The following is an 18,557-nucleotide window of genomic DNA, read 5'->3' as shown; positions in this document are numbered from 1 at the left end:
TGTGACCATTTATTTTGTGTCTGGCTTTTTTCGTGACGAAACGGGTGCTTATTAGTTAATATGCTTAACTATTTTCTTGCAAAAATCACACCTGTCCGGTTTATGCCTCCGGCGGCCTTGCCGGGGATAAACGTTTGCCTGATTGATGAAAAGCGGGTTTAAAAACAGATTCAGGCCATCCAAAATCAAAGGCGAATGTGATTTTCCCCAAGGAACGAGGGGGAAAGCGCCTTCGCCGCCGGAGGCATTGCTTTTGTTTTTTCTGAGCCTGTGACTCTGTGGTTTATCTGACTTTTACCTAAGAAGGCTACCTTGTTACGCTTTTTTTAAATCCGCCTGTTCCAGTCGGGCATCCAGGGTTTTTTCCAAGGCTCCAAGGATCTGCGCGGTTTTATCCAGTTCGGAAACCGGGAACTCGGAGAGGTGCTCGAAAAGGTCAACCCGCTCCTCCCCGTGCATTCGTTCATGGGTGTGGTAGGCGGCCCATCCGGTTTGGGTCAGGTAGAGCCAGTACTCCTTGTTGGAGTGAGCCGATTGCCGGCGTTCCACAAAGCCCTTTTTTTCGAGTTTTGAAACCATCTGGGATGCCCCGCTTTTGGTGATGCCGAAGTGACCGGCCACATCGGTGATGTTGATTTCCTGGTGGTTGCCGATGACCTCAATGGTGTGGACCTCTTTGGTGGAGACGGTCAAGGGGTCGCCCCCGTCGATGGTGATGACAAGGGGCAGCTTTTCCATGCGCTCGTATTTGTGCAGGACCTGGGTGATTTTCTGTATCAGGTTTTTTATGGGGGCTTCTTTTTGTTTCATGGGGCAATGGTAAAGGTGCTTAACTATTTTTGTCAAGAAAAAAAGCGGAGGATCCTCACGCCGCTTTTTTGTCGGGGGGGCCTTGTACCCCTCGGTGAGGGGAAGGGCCTGCTTACGGCTTAAGCCTTCTTCGGCCAGACGGGCTCATCATTGTCGAACCTGTAGCCGATTTCAATCTCAACCAGGGTGTCGGCGTCAAACCAGAGAAAGAGGCTCTGGTCCACGTATTCCACCAGCAGGTAATCCGGTGCGTCGTCTTCGGTGTGGACCTCTTCCTGGGGCTCTTCGTCGATATGCCCGGCAAGGTGGGTAAGGACCTGCAGCTTGTTCAGGCCGAAGAGGTCGGTGCCGAAGAGGGTGTGCCCCGGCTCGCGGATGGCGATGGTGGAGAGCCGGAAGTCGTCGTCGGAGTCAAAATTGAAGACGAGGCCGTCCCCATAGTATCCAAGGACTTTCGTGCCGTCTCCCAGGGCATCTTCGAATTCGATGTATTCCCGGGATTCGGGAAGGCCCAGGTGTTCGGTCACGCTCTCTTCTTCCTGGCCGAAATGTATCGGGCCGATGCCGATGCCGATTTGAATATCCATGATGCACTCCTTGGTTGTTCAGGGGGTATTTTCTTACCATACTCCAGCGCTCTATTCCCTGCAATGTGAATCGGTGACGGAAGGTGAATTCCGTGGGCTCATCCGGTGAGGGCCACCGTTTTGTCCTTAAAGTTCATCGGATTGGTGCCCCCGGCCGCCGGGGCGCCCTTTTAACGGCGACGGCGTTTTCGTGCCGGGCCCTTGTAAAAAACCCTCTCATGTTCCGTGAGCGTTCATCCGATAGAACATGACAGCGGCAGGCCTGTATGGGATGACGCGAAGTGTGCCGGGGCCGGAATAAAAAGGGGGACCACGATGCGATGCAACCTGAAAAACAGAAAAGATATTCCGCCACGGGATGTGCCGGGGTTCAACCACCGGGCCGCACGGCACAACGTTGTCCGCGAGCAGGCCATTGCCCTTCTGGTCATCGCCCAGTACCTTTTGTCTCTTCTGTGGGTGGGCTTTACGGAAGACATGGGGGCGCTTCTCTCCGCTGTGGTGCCTGCCATGGACCGGGGTCTTTTTTTCGGGGTGGTTTTCCTGCCCCCGCTTCTCACCGTGGGTATCTCGTTTTACGCCAGGCGGTTCCTTTATGAGTCTCCCCGGCTCTTTGTTATCCATCGCCTGAACCTGATTCTTCTGATGTTCGGGGCCGCATGGACGGCCATCCTTGCGGGGACCCCCTTTGTGTTTGAAACCGTCCTTCTTTTAAGCTCCCTTCTCATCGTGATTACCCCCATGTTTTCCCTGGGGCTTTACCTGTGCGCCCTGCTGTTTTTTTTTCTTGGTTCGGCATGGACAGGCGGGTGGACAGGGTTTTCCTGGTTCGATATCGGAGATGTGGTACTTACCGCCCTTGTGGGGCTGATCATGGTTCGGTTCCGCTTTTCCGATCGCGTGGGGGGCTATCTGACGAGTCGTACCATGGAAGAGCAGCACCGGCAGCTCAAGGAGACGAACCGGGAACTCCTTGAGGCCAACGGCCGGCTGCAGACCATCACATACCTCGACGGGCTCACCGGCGTGAGCAACCGGCGGGCCTTTGACGAGGCCCTGGAAGGGGAGTGGCGGCGGGCCATGCGGGGGGAGGCGCCCCTGGGACTGCTGATGGTGGATATCGATTTTTTTAAGGCTTACAATGACACCTACGGCCATCAGGCCGGGGACGATTGCCTGAAGCAGGTGGCGGGTGCCCTGGGGGCCGTGGCACGGCGCCAAGGCGAGGTGGTTGCGCGCTATGGCGGGGAAGAGTTTGCCGTGATCTGTCCGGGGGGAAACACCGATGCCCTGGCCGTCGTGGGAGAGTCCCTGCGGCGAAGGGTGGGGGCCTTGCGCATCACCCATCCTTCCTTGCCCTGGGGGCACGTGAGCATCAGCGTCGGTGGTGCCGTGGTGGTCCCGAGGCCGGGCGACTCGCGGGAGAGGCTGATCGGCAGGGCCGATGAAGCCCTTTACGCAGCAAAGGAGGCGGGGAGGAACCGGGTGGTGATCCGAAAGCAGGCCCAGGTAACCCTTTGATGACGCTACCCCTCCTGCGGGTAATGTTTTTTTTGGGAAAGGGTGGATGGCGGTCCGAATTTTGTGGTATATCAGATATCAAAAAAAGAGGGGGATAGGACCCTTGGCTTTCGTCCCCCTGGCATGATCGTTTTTCCGGGCCTCGGCAGGGGCCTGCCATGTGTGAGGAATGTCTCGTGTTTACCCAACGCTCTCAACTTTCCACGGTACGCCACTCAAGGGCCTACGGCCACTTCAGCTATATTTACCCGGTGATCTCCCGCCGTTCCCGGGGCCTTTCCATCGGGGTCAACCTGAGCCTGGACAACCGCTGCAATTATAACTGCATCTACTGTGAGGTGGACCGGAGCGCACCGGCCGCAGCGGCGCAGGTGGATCCGGAAGCTTTAGGCCAGGAGCTCTACCAGATGCTCTCCGATCTGTCACCCCACTCCCCGGCCCTGCGGGATGTCACCTTTGCCGGAAACGGCGAACCCATGGCCGTCCGCTGCCTGGATCACTGCATCGATCTGGCCGCAGACACCCTGGACGCCCTGGGGTTTGCCGATATCCCCGTGGTGGTTATCACCAACGGCACCTTTATCCATCGCCCCTGGGGAAAGCGGGCTCTGGCCCGTCTGGCTGCCGCTGGGGGCGAAGTATGGATCAAGCTGGATGCCGGGGACCAGGAGCGCATGACCCGCATCAACAGCACCCTTTTTCCCCTCGAAAAACTGGAAGAGAACATCTTCGATGCCAGCCGGGTCCTTCCCGTCACCCTTCAGTCCATGTTCATGAAGCGGTGGGGACAGCCCCCTTCCGACGAGGCCGTGGACCGCTACATCGGGTGCCTGAATCGCCTTACGGAAGCCGGGGCGGTCATTGCCGGGGTCCAGGTCTACACCGTGGCCCGGCAGCCCCGCTTATCCCACATCACGGCTCTTGACGCCCCCGCCCTTGAAGCCATCGTCTCCCGCATCCGCACGGAAACCGGTCTGCCCGCTGCATCTTTTGCCTGAACAGTGACTGTTAAGCATGTCATTCGAGGATGACGTCGGTGGAAAAGCAGCCTTCTATGGTTAAAGCGTTGCGGAAATAAGCTTTCAAGGTGGCTCACCTTGCCGCCGGAGGCGCATTTTTTCTTTGTTTTACCCTGTGGCCGCGCCCAGGAATCGGGCCACAAAGGGTGTGTTGGGGTGGTGGAAGAGGGTGTGGACGGGGCCGGACTGTTCGATGCGGCCGTCACGGATCACGGCCATGGACTGGCCGAGGTACCGGGCTTCGTCAAAGTCGTGGGTGACCATGAGACAGGTCATGTTTTCCTCGTGGTGGAGGGTTTTCAGAAGGGCAGATATTTCTTTTCGGGTGACGGGGTCCAGGGCGGACAAGGGCTCGTCCAGGAGCAGGACATCCGGTTTTACGGCAAGGGCCCTGGCAAGGGCGGTGCGCTGTTTTTCACCGCCGCTCAAGGTTTTTGGCTTTCGGTTTTTGAGGTGGGTGATGCCCAGGCGGTCCATGAGGTCATGGACCGTTTGACAGGCATCGTCCGCCTCTTTTTTTTGGTAGCGCAGGCCAAAGGCAATGTTCTCTTCCACGGTGAGGTGGGGAAACAGGGCGCCGTCCTGGTAGACAATGGCAAGGTGGCGTTTCTCCGGGGGCAGGTGGGTGATCTCGTGGCCGTTGAGGTGCAGGGAACCGTCATTGATGGGCACAAGGCCAGCCAGGGCTTCCAGGATCAGGCTTTTCCCTGCCCCGGTGGGGCCCAGGAGAATGAAAAAGTCTCCGGGGGTGATGGCCAGGGAGACCCCTTGGACGGCAAAGTCGGGAAGATGGATGGAGAGGTTGGTGATTTTGATCATTCCGCTGTTTCTCCGCGCAGGGTGAGGAACCGCAAGGCCACAAAGAGCAGGAGGCTTGCCGCAATAAGCCAGAAGGCCACGGGTTGGGAGTAGGAGAGGCCGTAGGCGGTGAATCGCTCGTACACCATGACCGGTGCGGTCATGGGATGGTAGGCCACGATGATGACGGCGCCGAATTCGCTCAAAGCGCGGGCCGCGCTCATGATAAACCCCACGAGGATGGAGCGCCAGCACAGGGGCAACGTGACGCGCAGGAAGGTCTGGGGAAAGGAGGCACCGAGGCTTCGGGCCACGTTTTCAAGGCGTTCCGGTACCTTTTTGAACCCGCTCACCGCGTTGCCGATGAAAAACGGCAGGCCCACAAAGGTGAGGACCGCCACGATGCCCGTGGTGGTGCCCATGATGCGAATGCCCAGGGCGTGCATCAGATCGCCTATAAAATGGCCCTTTCCTGCGATGCCCAGAAAGGCGATGCCGATGACCGGGTGGGGGATCATGATGGGAAGGTCCACGATGCTCTCCACCAGGTGCTTGCCCCGGAAATTTTTTCGGGCCAGCAGGTAGGCAAAGGGGGTACCGAAGACAAGGCAGAGGGTGGCCGCCCCAAAGGAGGTGCCCAGGCTCAGGCCGATGGCCCCGCGCACGTCAGGGTCCTTTATGGCTTCGGCCAGGTGGGCAAGGGTGGGCCCGGTGACCATCTGGATCAGGGGCAGCAGGATCACCAGGGCCACCATCACGCTGGCAGACACCATGAGCCAGAGAACCGGCCCTGAATGAACGCGGGAAAAGGATCGTTTCACGAAAATCGCCTTTTTATTGTGGCTGTTCAGCTCGACATAGCCTCCGGCGGCTAAACTTTTAAAAAGTTTAACAAACAGGTTTTGGCAAACAGTTTCAGACCAACCTGGATTAAATGCGGATGGGATTTTCCCCGAGGAACGAGGGGACAAACGCATTCACAACCTGCTTTCAATGTGGCAAACCTTGCCGCCGGAGACAACCAAGTTAAAGATGCCTCCGGCGGCCCTGCCGGGGGCCAAACTTTTGAAAAGTTTGATAAACAGGTTTTAAAAACAGATTCAGTATCATCTGAATCAATAGCGAATGTGATTTTCCCTGAGGAACGAAGGGCAAATCGCGTTCGCAACCTGCTTTCGAGGTGGCACACCTCGCCGCCGGAGGCATCTTTTTGTTTTTTCCTGAACCCTCTTGACCCTGTGGTTCATCCGACTTTAACCATAGAAGGCAAGTTGCATGTGTTGCCCTACATGTTCACTTCAACCCTTTTTTTAAGATCGGCGGGCAGCTTGCTCAAGGCGGCATCGGAGGGAACCCGGCAGGGGACAAAGGGGGGCTGGCCCATCTCTTTGAGGACCTTCAGGCCCTTTTCGGGGTCCAGGAGGTAGTCGAGGAAGAGGACGGCGGCCTCTTTGTTGGGGGCGTCTTTGACCAGGGTGATGCCGTAGGTGCAGGATTTTCCTTTTCGGGTGATGAAGGTGCCGGGTTTTTTACCGGTCACCTTTACCTCGGCTGTTTTGTAGGTGTCGTCGTAGCGGTAATCCCCCAGGTTGACGGTGGCGGGGAGCTCCACGTAGTTGAGGCCGTGCTGGACGGCCACGGAGAGGTATTCAAAGGCGTAGTCCATGTTGCCGGTGTTGAGCAGGGAGATCAGCTCCACGGATTTCGGGCGGATGTTTTTTTTCGGGCGGTTGGCAATGAGGCTGTCATAGAGCCCTTTTTGTCCGTAGTGGGTTTCAGCCAGTTTCAGGGCCATGACGCTGCGGTAACCGCAGGGGTCGAGGTTGGGGTCGGAGTGGCCCCAGACCACGTTTTTGCGCTGGAGGATCTCATGCCAGTTGGCCCCGGTGATCTCTCCTGCATACTGGCTGTTTTCGGTGTAGCAAAGGACCAGGCGGTTGGTGGCAAAGCGGATGTTCCAGTCGGCATGGGCCGGGACAAGGCCCTTGTCGATGACGGCGTAGTCGGCGGAGGCCATGATGTCGGCGGGTTTTCCCAGCTCGGAGATCATGCGGGCCATTTTGGTGCTGCCTCCGGCTTCCCGCTGGATGTCGATATCCGGGTGGATCGCCTCAAAGTTCTTTTCGATTTTTGCAAAGGGGACGGTGAGGCTGCCAGCGTGGAAGATGATCACTTTTCCCGACGGGGCTGCCAAAAGGGCTGCCGGGAGAAAAAAGAGGAATGCATTGACGAGGATCAGTCGAAGGAATCGGTTCATGGGTGGGTGTCTCCATGTGAGGGGCTGGCGTAAAAAAAAACATACAGAAATCGATGTCTCCGGAGGCAAGGTAGGCCACCTTCACAGCTGGTTGCCGCAGCGATTTAACCCCCGCTTCTGGGGTTAACTCACAGCGGCATTCTTATGGAATTCGTATGTTTGTTTTTTGCATGGGCCCTGGTAGTGGGGTGTGAAATGTATCAATCATGCCGTGTAACGTTAAACTCTTATCTTTGGCGGATAGAAATATCAAGGGGGAATGGGGGACGGGGCAGGGCAAACGTATTTAACTGCAAGTTGCCTCCGGCGGGTCGCTTTTTTGAAAAAAGCTCCGCAAAAACTTTTCGGTTGCCTTGCACATCAGGCGAGATCAATCGAAATACGAGTACACTTGAATGAACCAATATGGCATTCAATGTCTGTTTGTTAAAATTTTAAAAGGGTTGGCTTCCGGCAGGGCCGCCGGAGGCAAAATTTAAATGCGTTGGCCCTGGGGGCCGGGGGTGGGCACTGGAAACGCATGGGGAGAGTTTCTGCAGAAGGGGGGGCATTCACGAGTCCCTGGTCGTTTTCTCATGAAATATCCGGGTGAAACGAGGGCATCGCGCCAGGCCTCCGGGGAGGCCTGGGGAGGGGCACTAAAAGTGGAGTCCGGAGTTTTTCCGGAGGTATGGGGATGCCTTGTCCTTTTTGGGTGCCTGGGGGGCCTTGTTCGGTGCGGTGTGGCGGGCATTTTTTCTGGCGAGGATCGCTTCGTAGAGAAATTCGAGGGTCCCGAAGAAGATCAGGCTGTAGCCCAGAAGTTCGCAGCTCTCTTCCACCGCGTTTTTAACGGACCGCATGTACCCTTCATGCATGACGGCCTGCCAGAGCACCTGCCGTCCGAGGAGGCGAGAGAAAACCAGAACCGTGATGCCGCCTGCGGCCATGACCCCGAAGCTGGGGCGCCCTATAAAGCTGAGGACGGCCTCTTTTAACGCCGTTCGGTGATGCCAGGCGTGGATAAAGGTAAAGGCGGCGACGATGAGCGCCATGGCCTGCCAGGCACCGTCGAAGACATACCGGTCCAGGGCAAAATCAAATTCGCGGATGGCTGCGATGCTGGCGACACCCACAAGGAGCGATGCCAGGGGGCTGTCGGAGTCGTTGAGGTGGCCTGCCAGGTAGGCCGATGCCGCGGTGAGGAAGAGAAGGGTGGCCTGAAGGCTCTCAAGGATTGAATTCTCATTAAAGAGGATGTCTCCTGTGTGCCTTTTGGCTTCCCAGGTCACCAGAAGAACCATGGTTCCCAGGCAAAGGATATAGAAAACAAAGCGAAGGGCAGCGCCCGCAATGGGGTTAAGTCGTTTTGGTGTCATGTTTGGTAGCCGAGTTTGTGGTTGGTATCGAGTCTCTGTGGTATGGATTGGTTTGTACGTAAAATCTAATTCATTGATTTCATTTTTTATCCGCATGAGTCGCTCCGGGGGGGGCGTAGCGACTGCTTCATATATCAATCAAAAGCAATTTAGTTTGTAAACCATATACTACAGCGACAAATCCGGGAAATCAAATCATTAGTAGAGATATGAAGATTTTTCAGTGGTTTCTGGTTGACAGGTGATGATCCGGGATCGTCAATGTTAACGTCGTTTATAACCGTGCGGTATGTTGGCGGGAACAGGGCATTCGGTGTGAGGGGGGGCTGTGTCCTTGGCACAGGGACGACACCGGAAAACATCCCGGGGATTGTTTCGGTCCGTCCCTTTGGTGCGACTATCGCATTTCCGCGATGTCCCGTTCACTCAGGAAGAAGAGGTCCGAGTCTCCCGGATAGGGGTCGGCCTGGTTGAGGTTGGCCAGGGCAATGAAGTGGTCGAAGTTGTCCAGGATGAGGGTGGCAATATCCGGGTCGAAGTGCTCTTCCCGCTGCTTTTCGAAGAATTCATAGACCACATGGGGTGGGTAGATGGATTTGTAAGGCCGTCGCGAGGTGAGGGTGTCAAAGACATCGGCGGCACAGACAATGCGGCCGGCCAGGGGAATGGCCTCCCCTTTGAGGCACCTGGGGTACCCGCTGCCGTCCCAGCGCTCGTGGTGGGACAGGGCGATGTCCTGCCCGAGTCGGATCACTTCGGAGCTTGAGTTGGCAAGGATCTTGGCGCCGATGGTGGTGTGGGTCTTGATGATTTCAAACTCGTCATCGGTGAGGCGACCGGGTTTGGAGAGGATGGCATCGGGGATCCCGATTTTTCCGATGTCGTGCATGGGGGAGGCGTAGCGCAGGAGCTCTATGAAGTCATCGGGGAGGTCCATCATGCTGGCCAAAAGCACGCAGTAGTCTCCCATGCGGACGATGTGGTCCCCGGTGCCCTCGTCCTTGTGTTCGGCGGCCACCACGAGGCGACGGACCGTATCAAGATAAGAGTGCTTGATGGTGGTGTGGGCCCTCTCCAGCTCGCGCATCAACCGCCTTTCCCGAATAACCCGTTGCAGCCTGAGGACCACCTCGTTGAGTTCCAGGGGTTTGACCAGAAAGTCCACGGCCCCCATGTGGATGATGGTATCGTATCGAAATCCCTTGATGTCCCCGGTCATCACCACCACGTCCACCGGGATCTCTTCTTTCAGCTGTTTCAGAAAACTCAGCCCCCCCATGCCCGGCATGTGGATGTCGGTGAGCACCAGGTCCATGGGGGTGGTGCGCATGACGGTAAGGGCTTCTTCCCCCGAGGTGGCGGTGAGGCACTGGGCGCCCTGTTTTTCAATGGTTCGCTTGAGGAGCAGGAGGGTTGCCGGGTCGTCGTCCACGACGAGGATTCGGGTGGTTTTGAGTTGCATCTCCATGGTGCGTTCCTTAAAAGGCCTCAGGATTGTCGCGCGGCGGATGGCGGTGATGGCCTAGGAAAGCCTGAAGCGGGGTATGTCGCTTCTCCGCAGGGTACGGTCACGCGCGGCAGCAAAGCCGCTAAGGTGCCCTTGAGGCATTTCGGGCACCGGCATTCGAGAGACCGCATCTGAATCAGGCGCACCAGTGTTGGGTGAAACCTACGGGTTTCGCCCCTTCCGCAACTAAGGAGAGGGGGTGTGGCGCTTCGGTAAAGGGTTGATTCATCATACCACAGGCCGATGGATTACAAAATGGTTCCCCAACAGGGAATCCATGGGGGAGCCTATCGGATCGGGGATTCGATATCCAGAAAAAAAACGGCGTTCGCCCCTTTACAGCATCTCTGGGCAGCCTTAGATTGAATCGTGGTTCAATATTCAATATTGCAAGCAGGGCTGGCGATACGTCCCGGCCGGTGTGGGCAGGCAGTGGCTATTGACTCCACAAACTAACAATTGTTCGATAAAAAATCGTTTTTGAAGGGGCGTCCGGCTGAGCGGATGCACCGGCTATAGAGATCGAATCGGGGATGCAATAATCAGATATTGAACCACGGTTCAAAACAGGGCCCGCAGCATTATTGCGGGCCATCTTCAGGGCCGCCGGGAACCGGCCCCATGTATCGGGAGGACAGAGACGTGGCAGTCAGCGTTGACAAAGAGCAGGCCATTCACAAGGCGGCCATTCAGGTGATCAGCGAGTACGGTTTTCACAAGGCCAAGATGGCCAAGATAGCCGAAGTGGCCGGGGTGAGTGCGGGAAGCCTCTACACCTATTACAGTGACAAGGACCATATCCTGGATCGGATTTTCGAAGTGCTCTGGAAAAAGGACTGGGCCGGGTTGATGCCCCTGGCAGAGCGGGAGGACCTTGGTCCCGGGGAGAAGCTGGAGGCCGCCATCGACCTGATCTTTGACGTGCTGACCGGCGACAGGCACCTGATCATCGTCTTTGCAAATGAGTTCAACAACTTTATGAAAAACAAAGAGGTGAGCTTTTCCCGTCACTACACCGAATTCCAGGGGGCTTTCCTCTCCATTTTGACGGAAGGCCAGGCCGAAGGGGTGATGAACCCCCATCTCCCCGGGTCGGTGATCTGTGATTTCATCCTCGGGGGGATCCGCAAGTCCCTGTACGAACGGGTGACGAGTGACCAGGAGAATGACTGGGCCACCCTGCGCACCCATATCAAGGCCATCATTCGACGGGGGGTGCTGGTGTGATGGACTGGCAGCGACGTTTTGCAGGGGCATGGCTGGTGCTTTTATCTGTGGCGTTTCTCTGGACGGCGGTCGGCACGGCGGGCGAGCTCACCCTGGATGAGGCCCTCTCCAGCATGGAGGCGGGCAACGACACCCTGGCCGCGGCCCGGGAGGCCAAGGCGGCCAAAGAGTATGAAAAGGAGGCGGCCTTCGGGCTTCACCTGCCCACGGTGGCGGCCACCATGCGCTGGACGCGCATCGATGAACCCATTGAGATCGATTTGTCAGGTATTCATGACGCCATGAGCTTTCTCCACGGGCCGAATCCTATCACGGGAAGCCCCGGGGATCCCCGACTGGCCTATGTGCCTGCGTTCACCATGCCGGTCCAGAACGACACCTTCGTCAAAGGGCGCATCACCGCCTCGTTGCCCCTGTATGCGGGGGGGCGGATCCAGGCGGCCAACCAGGCGGCCTCCTCCAGGGTGCAGGAAGCCGGGGCCCAGCTCCGGGCAACGGGAAACCGGTTGATGCGGGACATGGTGACGCGGTACTACGGCCTTCGGTTTGCCAAAAAAGTGGTGGAGGTTCGGGCCTCCTATTTGGAAGGCATGGAGCAGCATGTGTCGGAGGCCAGGCAGCTGGAGGCCCAGGGGATGATCTCCCGTTCGGAGCGTCTCCATGCGGAGGTGGCCCGGGCTGAAGCCGATCGCCTGCTGAAGCGGTCCGTGCGGGACCAGGCCATCGCCGAGACGGCCCTTGTCAACCTGCTGGCCGGGGAAGAGGGCGTCCATGGGACGATTCACCCTGTCTCCCCCCTGTTTCTGACCCGGGACATTGAGCCCATGGATTATTTTGTCTCTGCGGCCCTGCGCTTGAACCCCATGTTGCAGCAAATCGATGAAAAAGGGGTGCAGGCAAGGGCCGGTGTCAAAGCGGAGAAGGGGACCCTCCTTCCCAAGGTCTATCTTTTTGCCCGGCAGGAGCTGGTGACCGACGATCTCACCATGCTTGAGCCCGAGTGGGCGGCGGGCGTGGGCATGGAGATGTCTCTTTTTGAAGGCTTCTCGTCGGTGAACCGCCTTCGATCGGCCCGTGTGCGGACATCACAGGTGGCGCACATATCCGCCCAGGCGAAAAAAGACATCGCAACCCTGACGGAGAAGCTCTACCACGAGGTGGTGGCGCAGTTGGAGCAGCACGATGCGCTGAAAACCTCCCGCGCTCTGGCCGAGGAGGCGGTGCGGGTCCAGACCCGGGCCTTTGAGGAGGGCTATGCCACCTCGCTGGATGTGGTGGATGCCCGGCTTACCCTGTCCGGGGTGGAGATCGAGCAACTGCAGGCTGTCTATGGTTACGACGTGGCCCTTGCCCGGCTTCTGGAGACGGCGGGGCTGGCCACGGCTTTTCACACGTATCGCAACGACAAGGAACAGGAGGTGACCTTCTGATGAAGAAACAATACACAACCGTGATGATGGTTCTGGTGGGGCTCGGCATCGCCTGCTCTTCCGCCTTTCTTTTGGCCATGAAGCCCGCCCCCCTGGTGGTGCAGGGGGAGGTGGACGCCACCCGGATCGATGTGGCCTCCAAGGTGCCCGGCCGGGTCTCCGAGGTGCTGGTTTCCCGGGGAGAGCAGGTGGAAAAAGGGCAGCTCCTGTTTGTGCTGGACAGCCCCGAGATCCGTGCCAAGCTCAGTCAGGCTGAAGCGGCGGTGGAAGGGGCCACGGCCCAACTGGACAAGGCCAACTTCGGGGCTCGGGAAGAGGAGATCCGGGCGGCGCGAAATCTCTGGAACAAGGCAAAAGCCGGGCTGGAACTGGCCCGGAAGACCCACACACGGGTCAAGACATTGCATGCGGACGGGGTGCTGCCTGCCCAGAAACTCGACGAAGCCGTGGCGCGTATGGAGGCGGCCCGCCAGAGTGCCGAGGCGGCCCGCGCCGCGTATGAGATGGCGGAAAAGGGGGCTCGTCAAGAGGACAAGGAGGCGGCCCGGGCCCTGGTGAACAAGGCCGCAGGTGCCCTTGCCGAAGTGACGGCCTTTGAGCAGGAGACCCGGCTCCAGGCACCCCGGTCCGCCGAGGTATCCGACATCGTGGTGGACCCCGGTGAGCTGGCCGCCACCGGGTGCCCGGTGGTGACCCTGGTGGATCTTTCCGATGTGTGGGTCACCTTTAACCTGAGGGAAGACCTCCTGGCCGGCATCCGCATGGGGAGCGTCCTCCACGCGGAGATCCCCGCCCTGGGAAACCGGGAGGTGGCCCTTCGGGTGAATCACATCGCAGCCCTTGGAGCCTTTGCCACCTGGCACGCCACCAAGGCCACCGGTGATTTCGACATGAAGACCTTTGAGGTGCGTGCCGTCCCCGAGGGGGCAATCGACGGCTTGCGTCCCGGCATGAGCGCCGTGGTGACCTGGGACATGGGCAGCTGATATGGATGCCGCAAAGCGTGTTGCAAAGGTGGTGGGCCGGGAGTGGCGGGCCTTTTTGTCCGACAGGCTGTTTCGCCTGCTGATGGTGGTGTTCCCCCTTGCCGCCTTTGGCCTGTTTACCGCCATGTTCCAGCAGGGGAGCCCGGAAAACCTGCCGGTGGCCGTGTGCGACATGGACAGGACCGCCCTCTCCCGGTCCATCATCCGCATGGCAGATGCCAGCTCTTCCATGGCCCTGTTTTCGGTGGAGGACCTGGGGGAGGGGCGTCGGGCGGTACTCTCCGGCAGGGCCTACGGCCTTTTGGTGCTCTCCGAGGGGATGGAACGGGAGGTGCTGTCCGGCAGGGCTCCGGCATCGCGGTTTTATATCAACAACCAGATCATGCTGCCCGCCGGGGTGATCAAGCGGGCCATGCTGAACGTTTTTTCCGGGGTGTCTGCCGGAGTGAAGCTGAAGGTGAACCTGGCAAAGGGGATGCCCGAGACCCGGGCCAGGGAGCGTCTTTCGGGCATCCATGTCGCGTCCCGGATTCTATACAACCCCAACCTTGATTACCGGTGGTACCTGTATGCCTCCATCTGCCCCTTTCTCATGAAAATTTTTATCATGAGCGCCACGGTCTGGAGCGTGGGAAAAGAGATGAAGAGGGAAACGGTGCCCGGATGGCTCCGGGCGGCCCAAGGGCGGGTTCACCTGGCCCTCTTCGGGAAGCTCTTGCCCCTGACGCTCTGGTTTACCCTGGTGTGCTGGGCCATGCTGGCCTTTTTTTTCGGGGCCATGGAACTTCCTCGCCCCCATGGCGTGGCAACGCTCATGGGAGGCACCTTTCTTTTTGTTGCGGCCTGTCAGGCAGCCGCCCTTTTTCTGGTGGCCTTTACCGGGGAGCTGGCCAAGGCGGTGAGCATGATGAGTCTTTACGCGGGGTCGGCCTTTGTCTTTGCAGGGGTCACGTTTCCCGCGGCGGCCATGCCCCTTGCCGCACGGATCTGGCATGCCACGCTGCCCTTGACCCACATGGTGCGGTTGATCAACGAGCAGGCCTTAAAGGGACTTGACCCCGGAGGCTCCGTGAATACCCTGGGGGCCCTTGTGGCCATCGGGCTGGTGTGCGGGGCCCCGGCCTGGGCCAGGCTTATTCGAAGGCTGGCCGTAGGTGAGCCGGTGCCGGGCAGCGCAGGAGGGATGGCATGAACTGGTTTCGATTGATTGCAGACGAGCTGAGCCTTACGTTGAGGGACTCGTCTACCCGCTTGCTGCTGCTGGGCTCAGTGGCGCTCTACGCGTTTTTTTATCCGTATCCCTACTCGCCGGAGGTGCAGACCCATGTGCCGGTGGCCGTGGTGGACCTGGACCACTCCAGCCTCTCCCGGCAGTTGATCCGCATGGCAGGTGCAGGGGACAGGGTGCGGGTGGCCCGGCGGACCGCCACCCTTGCCGAGGCCAAGGCGCTGTGCAGTGCCGGAGAGGTCCAGGGCATCCTTCTCGTACCCGAAGGGTTCCAGGGCAAGGTCCTTAAAGGAGAAAAGGCCGAGGTGGGCGTATGGAGCGAGGCCTTGAGTTTTTTTACCTATCGGCAGGTGGCCACGGGGCTTTTGACCGCTTCCAAAACCCTTTCGGCAGGCATTGAGATCAAGCGACTGAGGGCGGCGGGTCTGGGTGGGGAGGCGGCCTTTGCCGCCATGGATCCCCTTCCCCTGCAGATTGTTCAGCTCTTCAACCCCGCAGGGGGGTACGGCACCTATGTGGTGCCCCTGGTGTTTGCCCTGATCCTTCAACAGACCCTGCTCATGGGGGTGGGGATGGTGGCCGGGGCGCGGTCTGAGGCCGGGGACAGCGCCTGGTTTTCAGCAGGCCCGGGCCTCTTCGGGGCGGTATCCATGGTGTCGGCAAAGCTTGCGGCCTATCTGCTCCTCTACAGCATCCACGCCCTGGCCTATTTCGGGGTGTTGCACCGGTTCTACGATTTTGTGGAGCGGGGTGCCGTTTTTGAGATGGCCCTGATGATGGCCCTGTTCCTGGCCGCCGTCATCCTCTTTGCCCTGACCCTGTCCGTGCTTTTTCCCCACCGGGAGACCAGCCTGTTTGTGCTCATCGGCACCTCCATGCCGGCGATTTTTCTCTCCGGCATCTCCTGGCCGGTGGAGGCCCTTCCGGCCTGGCTGAGGGCTGCTTCTCTCGTGATCCCAAGCACTGCGGGTATCGATGGTTTTTTAAGGGTTTCCACCATGGGGGCCGGTCTGGGGGATGTGGCTGGGGATGTAACGATTCTGCTCGGTCTGACCCTGGTCTATTTTATCACCGCGACCTGGGTGTTTTACAAAAAAGGCAGGGAATAAAAACCAGCCTCCGGCGGCAGGGTGTGCCACCTTGAAAGCGGGTTGCGACTGTGATTTGCCCCTCGTTCCTCGGGTCAAATCACAGTCCCCTTTAAAATGAAATGCAATGGGGATGGTGACTGTTCAGCTTGCCTCCGGCGGGTCGCTTTTTTTAAAAAAAAGCTCCGCAAAAAACTTTCCTAATGGAAAAAGGCGACATTGTTTCGGCGGATCCTGGAAAGGCTTGCTTAAAAGCTGTTTGTGAAACTTTTTAAACGTTTGGCCCCCGGCAGGGCCGCCGGAGGCAATTTGAATCGGTACAAGACAAAAAAAGCCTGCTGATATGTTATCAGCAGGCTTTTTTATATTTGGTGGAGCTGAGGGGGATCGAACCCCTGACCTCATGACTGCCAGTCATGCGCTCTCCCAGCTGAGCTACAGCCCCGAAACCGGGTGGCGACCGCAGCAGGACTGCGGTGACGCGTGGCTCTTTACATAGGGAAAACCGGGTGGGTCTGTCAATTGGAAAATGTACCGGCAGGGCCGGGCAACCCCCCGCGTTGTGCCTGCGGCAGGCGAAATGTTCCGTTCCCACAGCGGGTTGGGCTGTGGGGGGGCGGGATAGATTTTTTTGGGCGACGGGCCCGAATTTGCCTTTGCCGAGGGCGAGGGCGGGTCAGTCCAGGGACTGGGTGACCGAGGCCACCGCCCCTTTGGCCCTGGCGCCGATCTCTTCCATCTCCTCGGGCGAGAGGGCCAGCTCCTGCACCGAAACAGGGTTGGTGCGGCTGTGGGCGCCTGTGGGGTCAGGGCTCTCCATGATGCCCATGGCGATGACATCGGCCACGTGGATGATGTGGGCCAGGGGGCTGTTTCCCTCCTCGGGGGTGTGCTGAAAGCGGATCGCTTCGGTCTGGACCTTGGGGAGGTTCCACTTCTGAAAGAAGAGACCGGCCACCTCTGCGTGGGTGAACCCGAAGAGCTCTTTTTCCGCATCGCAGAAGGTGGTGCCGTCCTGTTTCATGGCCTCGTCAAAGGCGGGCTTGAGCATGCCGATGAAGGGGTCGAGCATCAGCAGGCCGGAGTCGTGGATCAAGCCTGCGTTGAAGGCATCGTTGGCAAGGGAGGGGGCCTTGGCTTCGGCAATGAGCCGGGAGGTGTAGGCACAAGCCAGGCTGTGTTCCCAGATCTGGCGTGAAGAGAGCCTGTAGCCCGAAAGGTTTTTCCCCAGCATCTTGGAGGTGCTGACCACGGTGATGAGATCGGAAATGGCCTGGCAGCCCATGATGGCGGCCGCCTGCTTCACCGTGGATACGGGAACGCTCAGGCTGTAGTACGCGGAGTTGGCAATCTTAAGGACCCGGGTGGCCAGGGCCTGGTCGGTTTTGATCACCTCGCCTATTTCGTTGAATCCGCAGGTCTCATCGGCCAGGACGGTGATGGCTCTTCCCATGACCTCGGGCATGGGGGGCAGGGCCCTTGATTCCCGAACGATTTTTCTGAGGAGGGCCTCTCCGTGGTCGGGCAGTCCGTGGGCTGCTTCTTTGCACTGCGCATCCACTCCGCGCTTTACCACCACAATGGGGGTCTTGCATCCCGGACAGGGGGTTTCGATTCGTCGCCCCTCGGGGATTTTTTCATCATCCACGTTATAGCTTCTGCCGCATCCGCTGCATGTGACTTTCATTGACTCGACACTCCAGGGTGATCAAAAACGACGACGTTGACAGGGGCAGGGACGTGCTGGTTCAGCCATACGTTATGAAAGGTGTCCTGACCGTTGCCGTGTCATCAGAAAAACGCCGAAATATGATTGTTGAACTCCTCCGGGGATTCCATGGGGGAGAAATGGCCACATCCTTGAATGATTCGAAGGGAGGCATCAGGTATCTTATCGCTCAAAAGCTGTCCGTACTTTAGGGGCGTGGAGATATCTTTTTCCGCGGCCAGCACCAGCACCCGGCTTTGGATTTCGGTGAGCATGTGCATCACGTCAAAGCTATCGCAGGCTGAAAGGTCCGCAACAGCCGGGGCATTGTCGGGTTCTGTGGCGGTGCCGAGGGCAGCCTGGAGGGCCGGGGTGCGATGGGGTTCGGGAACCACAAAGTGGAAGAGGGCTTTCTGGTAGGCGTCGTAGTTGGTGCGAGCCGCCTCCAGGATATCGGGCAGGACCTTGAGGCGGGCCCCGGTATTGGCAAGGATCGCTTCGGGAAACCGGGACGGGTGATCAAGGAGAAGCCGAAGGACGATGCCGCCCCCCATGCTGAGGCCGCAGGGCACCACCGAGGAAAGTCCGGCGGCGTCCACAAACTCCAGGACGGCTGAGGCCATGGCTTCAACGGTTGTGCACAGGGGCCCCTTGCTCTGATGGTGACCGGGAAGATCCAGGGCCACAGTGTTGAAGTGCGAGGCCAGCCCGCTCACCTGGTGTTTCCAGAACAGGCTGTTTTGTGCGGCGCCGTGAATGAAAAGAAGGGTTTTCCGGTGCGGATCGGGGTGGGGTTGCCCGGCAAGGAAACCAAACCCGTTGAGACGTGAAGACATCATGGGGGCTCCGTGGTGCGGTAAGGGGTTCTGCCTGTTGGGTGGTCCCGTGGGCCAAAGGCCTGCTTCAGCAGTGAGAACCGTCATACCACGCACGGGGTATGGTGTAAAGAAGCCTCCGGCGGCCCTGCCGGGGGCTAAACTTTTGAAAAGTTTAACAAACAGGTCTTAAAGAAGCCTCCGGCGGCCCTGCCGGG

The 18,557-nt window shown here is 58.8% G+C and carries 16 protein-coding genes and 1 tRNA gene; 7 read left to right on the top strand and 10 right to left on the bottom strand.

From position 1 onward, the window contains the following. Positions 1–315: 315 nt before the first annotated feature. Together BLQ12_RS14055 and BLQ12_RS14050 are read right to left on the bottom strand one after the other, a co-directional pair. The gene (locus BLQ12_RS14055) at positions 316–810 is read right to left on the bottom strand and encodes a MarR family winged helix-turn-helix transcriptional regulator (RefSeq protein WP_092211300.1); all 495 of its coding nucleotides are present in this window, start codon (positions 808–810) and stop codon (positions 316–318) included. Positions 811–929: 119 nt separating this feature from the next. Continuing rightward, positions 930–1,397, bottom strand: a complete 468-nt coding sequence (locus BLQ12_RS14050; protein WP_092211299.1) for a hypothetical protein — start codon at positions 1,395–1,397, stop codon at positions 930–932. Positions 1,398–1,712: 315 nt separating this feature from the next. Here BLQ12_RS14050 and BLQ12_RS14045 point away from each other — a divergent pair, with 315 nt between their 5' ends. Both BLQ12_RS14045 and BLQ12_RS14040 read left to right on the top strand, forming a co-directional pair. Continuing rightward, on the top strand, positions 1,713–2,918 hold the full coding sequence (locus BLQ12_RS14045) for a GGDEF domain-containing protein (RefSeq protein WP_092211298.1): 1,206 nt from the start codon (positions 1,713–1,715) through the stop codon (positions 2,916–2,918). Positions 2,919–3,076: 158 nt separating this feature from the next. Next, on the top strand, positions 3,077–3,916 hold the full coding sequence (locus BLQ12_RS14040) for a radical SAM protein (protein ID WP_092211297.1): 840 nt from the start codon (positions 3,077–3,079) through the stop codon (positions 3,914–3,916). A gap of 129 nt (positions 3,917–4,045) precedes the next feature. Here the strand turns inward: BLQ12_RS14040 and BLQ12_RS14035 are convergent, their stop codons facing one another. From BLQ12_RS14035 to BLQ12_RS14015, 5 genes are all read right to left on the bottom strand, one after another. Beyond that, positions 4,046–4,756 carry an ABC transporter ATP-binding protein gene (locus BLQ12_RS14035; protein WP_092211296.1) on the bottom strand — a complete coding sequence of 237 codons (711 nt, stop codon included), beginning with the start codon at positions 4,754–4,756 and terminating at the stop codon, positions 4,046–4,048. Beyond that, positions 4,753–5,556: an ABC transporter permease gene (locus BLQ12_RS14030; protein ID WP_254782055.1), complete on the bottom strand. Its 804-nt coding sequence runs from the start codon at positions 5,554–5,556 to the stop codon at positions 4,753–4,755. The genes BLQ12_RS14035 and BLQ12_RS14030 overlap by 4 nt, the downstream gene beginning before the upstream one ends. 464 nt (positions 5,557–6,020) lie before the next feature. Continuing rightward, positions 6,021–6,992: a tungstate ABC transporter substrate-binding protein WtpA gene (gene wtpA / locus BLQ12_RS14025; RefSeq protein WP_092211295.1), complete on the bottom strand. Its 972-nt coding sequence runs from the start codon at positions 6,990–6,992 to the stop codon at positions 6,021–6,023. 638 nt (positions 6,993–7,630) lie between these two features. Continuing rightward, complete coding sequence (locus BLQ12_RS14020) at positions 7,631–8,350, bottom strand: hypothetical protein (protein ID WP_092211294.1); 720 nt, start codon at positions 8,348–8,350, stop codon at positions 7,631–7,633. Between the two features lie 397 nt (positions 8,351–8,747). Continuing rightward, positions 8,748–9,818, bottom strand: a complete 1,071-nt coding sequence (locus BLQ12_RS14015; RefSeq protein ID WP_092211293.1) for an HD-GYP domain-containing protein — start codon at positions 9,816–9,818, stop codon at positions 8,748–8,750. Positions 9,819–10,499: 681 nt separating this feature from the next. On the opposite strand from BLQ12_RS14015, the gene BLQ12_RS14010 reads away from it, so the two are divergent. Genes BLQ12_RS14010 through BLQ12_RS13990 form a run of 5 tightly spaced genes read left to right on the top strand, consistent with a single transcriptional unit; the run spans position 10,500 to position 15,837 of the window. Continuing rightward, complete coding sequence (locus BLQ12_RS14010; protein ID WP_175469792.1) at positions 10,500–11,084, top strand: TetR/AcrR family transcriptional regulator; 585 nt, start codon at positions 10,500–10,502, stop codon at positions 11,082–11,084. Beyond that, positions 11,084–12,514: a TolC family protein gene (locus tag BLQ12_RS14005; protein WP_092211291.1), complete on the top strand. Its 1,431-nt coding sequence runs from the start codon at positions 11,084–11,086 to the stop codon at positions 12,512–12,514. The genes BLQ12_RS14010 and BLQ12_RS14005 overlap by 1 nt, the downstream gene beginning before the upstream one ends. Then, positions 12,514–13,500 (top strand): HlyD family secretion protein, encoded by a 987-nt coding sequence (locus tag BLQ12_RS14000; RefSeq protein WP_092211290.1) that lies wholly within the window; start codon positions 12,514–12,516, stop codon positions 13,498–13,500. The genes BLQ12_RS14005 and BLQ12_RS14000 overlap by 1 nt, the downstream gene beginning before the upstream one ends. 1 nt (position 13,501) lies before the next feature. Further along, positions 13,502–14,692: an ABC transporter permease gene (locus BLQ12_RS13995; RefSeq protein ID WP_092211289.1), complete on the top strand. Its 1,191-nt coding sequence runs from the start codon at positions 13,502–13,504 to the stop codon at positions 14,690–14,692. Beyond that, positions 14,689–15,837 (top strand): ABC transporter permease, encoded by a 1,149-nt coding sequence (locus BLQ12_RS13990; protein ID WP_092211288.1) that lies wholly within the window; start codon positions 14,689–14,691, stop codon positions 15,835–15,837. Before BLQ12_RS13995 ends, BLQ12_RS13990 begins: the two co-directional genes overlap by 4 nt. A gap of 348 nt (positions 15,838–16,185) precedes the next feature. On the opposite strand, the gene BLQ12_RS13985 is transcribed toward BLQ12_RS13990, so the two are convergent. The 3 genes from BLQ12_RS13985 to BLQ12_RS13975 form a co-directional block, all read right to left on the bottom strand. Then, positions 16,186–16,261, bottom strand: a tRNA-Ala gene (locus tag BLQ12_RS13985). Positions 16,262–16,492: 231 nt separating this feature from the next. After that, on the bottom strand, positions 16,493–17,503 hold the full coding sequence (locus BLQ12_RS13980) for an HDOD domain-containing protein (RefSeq protein ID WP_092211287.1): 1,011 nt from the start codon (positions 17,501–17,503) through the stop codon (positions 16,493–16,495). 104 nt (positions 17,504–17,607) lie between these two features. Next, positions 17,608–18,363: an alpha/beta fold hydrolase gene (locus BLQ12_RS13975; RefSeq protein WP_175469790.1), complete on the bottom strand. Its 756-nt coding sequence runs from the start codon at positions 18,361–18,363 to the stop codon at positions 17,608–17,610. Positions 18,364–18,557 lie beyond the last annotated feature (194 nt).

Origin of the sequence: Desulfoluna spongiiphila (assembly GCF_900101345.1) — a bacterium.
In the GTDB taxonomy this organism is placed as follows: domain Bacteria; phylum Desulfobacterota; class Desulfobacteria; order Desulfobacterales; family Desulfolunaceae; genus Desulfoluna; species Desulfoluna spongiiphila.
The sequence above is the reverse complement of the archived record's forward strand: the minus strand, read 5'-3'. Positions and strand labels throughout refer to the sequence as shown.

What these genes read in the sequence shown, in the direction of transcription:
- BLQ12_RS14055 (WP_092211300.1), bottom strand. Translation starts at nt 810, where the DNA reads ATGAAACAAAAAGAAGCCCCCATAAAAAACCTGATACAGAAAATCACC.
- BLQ12_RS14050 (WP_092211299.1), bottom strand. Translation starts at nt 1,397, where the DNA reads ATGGATATTCAAATCGGCATCGGCATCGGCCCGATACATTTCGGCCAG.
- BLQ12_RS14045 (WP_092211298.1), top strand. Translation starts at nt 1,713, where the DNA reads ATGCGATGCAACCTGAAAAACAGAAAAGATATTCCGCCACGGGATGTG.
- BLQ12_RS14040 (WP_092211297.1), top strand. Translation starts at nt 3,077, where the DNA reads ATGTGTGAGGAATGTCTCGTGTTTACCCAACGCTCTCAACTTTCCACG.
- BLQ12_RS14035 (WP_092211296.1), bottom strand. Translation starts at nt 4,756, where the DNA reads ATGATCAAAATCACCAACCTCTCCATCCATCTTCCCGACTTTGCCGTC.
- wtpA (WP_092211295.1), bottom strand. Translation starts at nt 6,992, where the DNA reads ATGAACCGATTCCTTCGACTGATCCTCGTCAATGCATTCCTCTTTTTT.
- BLQ12_RS14020 (WP_092211294.1), bottom strand. Translation starts at nt 8,350, where the DNA reads ATGACACCAAAACGACTTAACCCCATTGCGGGCGCTGCCCTTCGCTTT.
- BLQ12_RS14015 (WP_092211293.1), bottom strand. Translation starts at nt 9,818, where the DNA reads ATGGAGATGCAACTCAAAACCACCCGAATCCTCGTCGTGGACGACGAC.
- BLQ12_RS14005 (WP_092211291.1), top strand. Translation starts at nt 11,084, where the DNA reads ATGGACTGGCAGCGACGTTTTGCAGGGGCATGGCTGGTGCTTTTATCT.
- BLQ12_RS14000 (WP_092211290.1), top strand. Translation starts at nt 12,514, where the DNA reads ATGAAGAAACAATACACAACCGTGATGATGGTTCTGGTGGGGCTCGGC.
- BLQ12_RS13995 (WP_092211289.1), top strand. Translation starts at nt 13,502, where the DNA reads ATGGATGCCGCAAAGCGTGTTGCAAAGGTGGTGGGCCGGGAGTGGCGG.
- BLQ12_RS13990 (WP_092211288.1), top strand. Translation starts at nt 14,689, where the DNA reads ATGAACTGGTTTCGATTGATTGCAGACGAGCTGAGCCTTACGTTGAGG.
- BLQ12_RS13980 (WP_092211287.1), bottom strand. Translation starts at nt 17,503, where the DNA reads ATGAAAGTCACATGCAGCGGATGCGGCAGAAGCTATAACGTGGATGAT.
- BLQ12_RS13975 (WP_175469790.1), bottom strand. Translation starts at nt 18,363, where the DNA reads ATGATGTCTTCACGTCTCAACGGGTTTGGTTTCCTTGCCGGGCAACCC.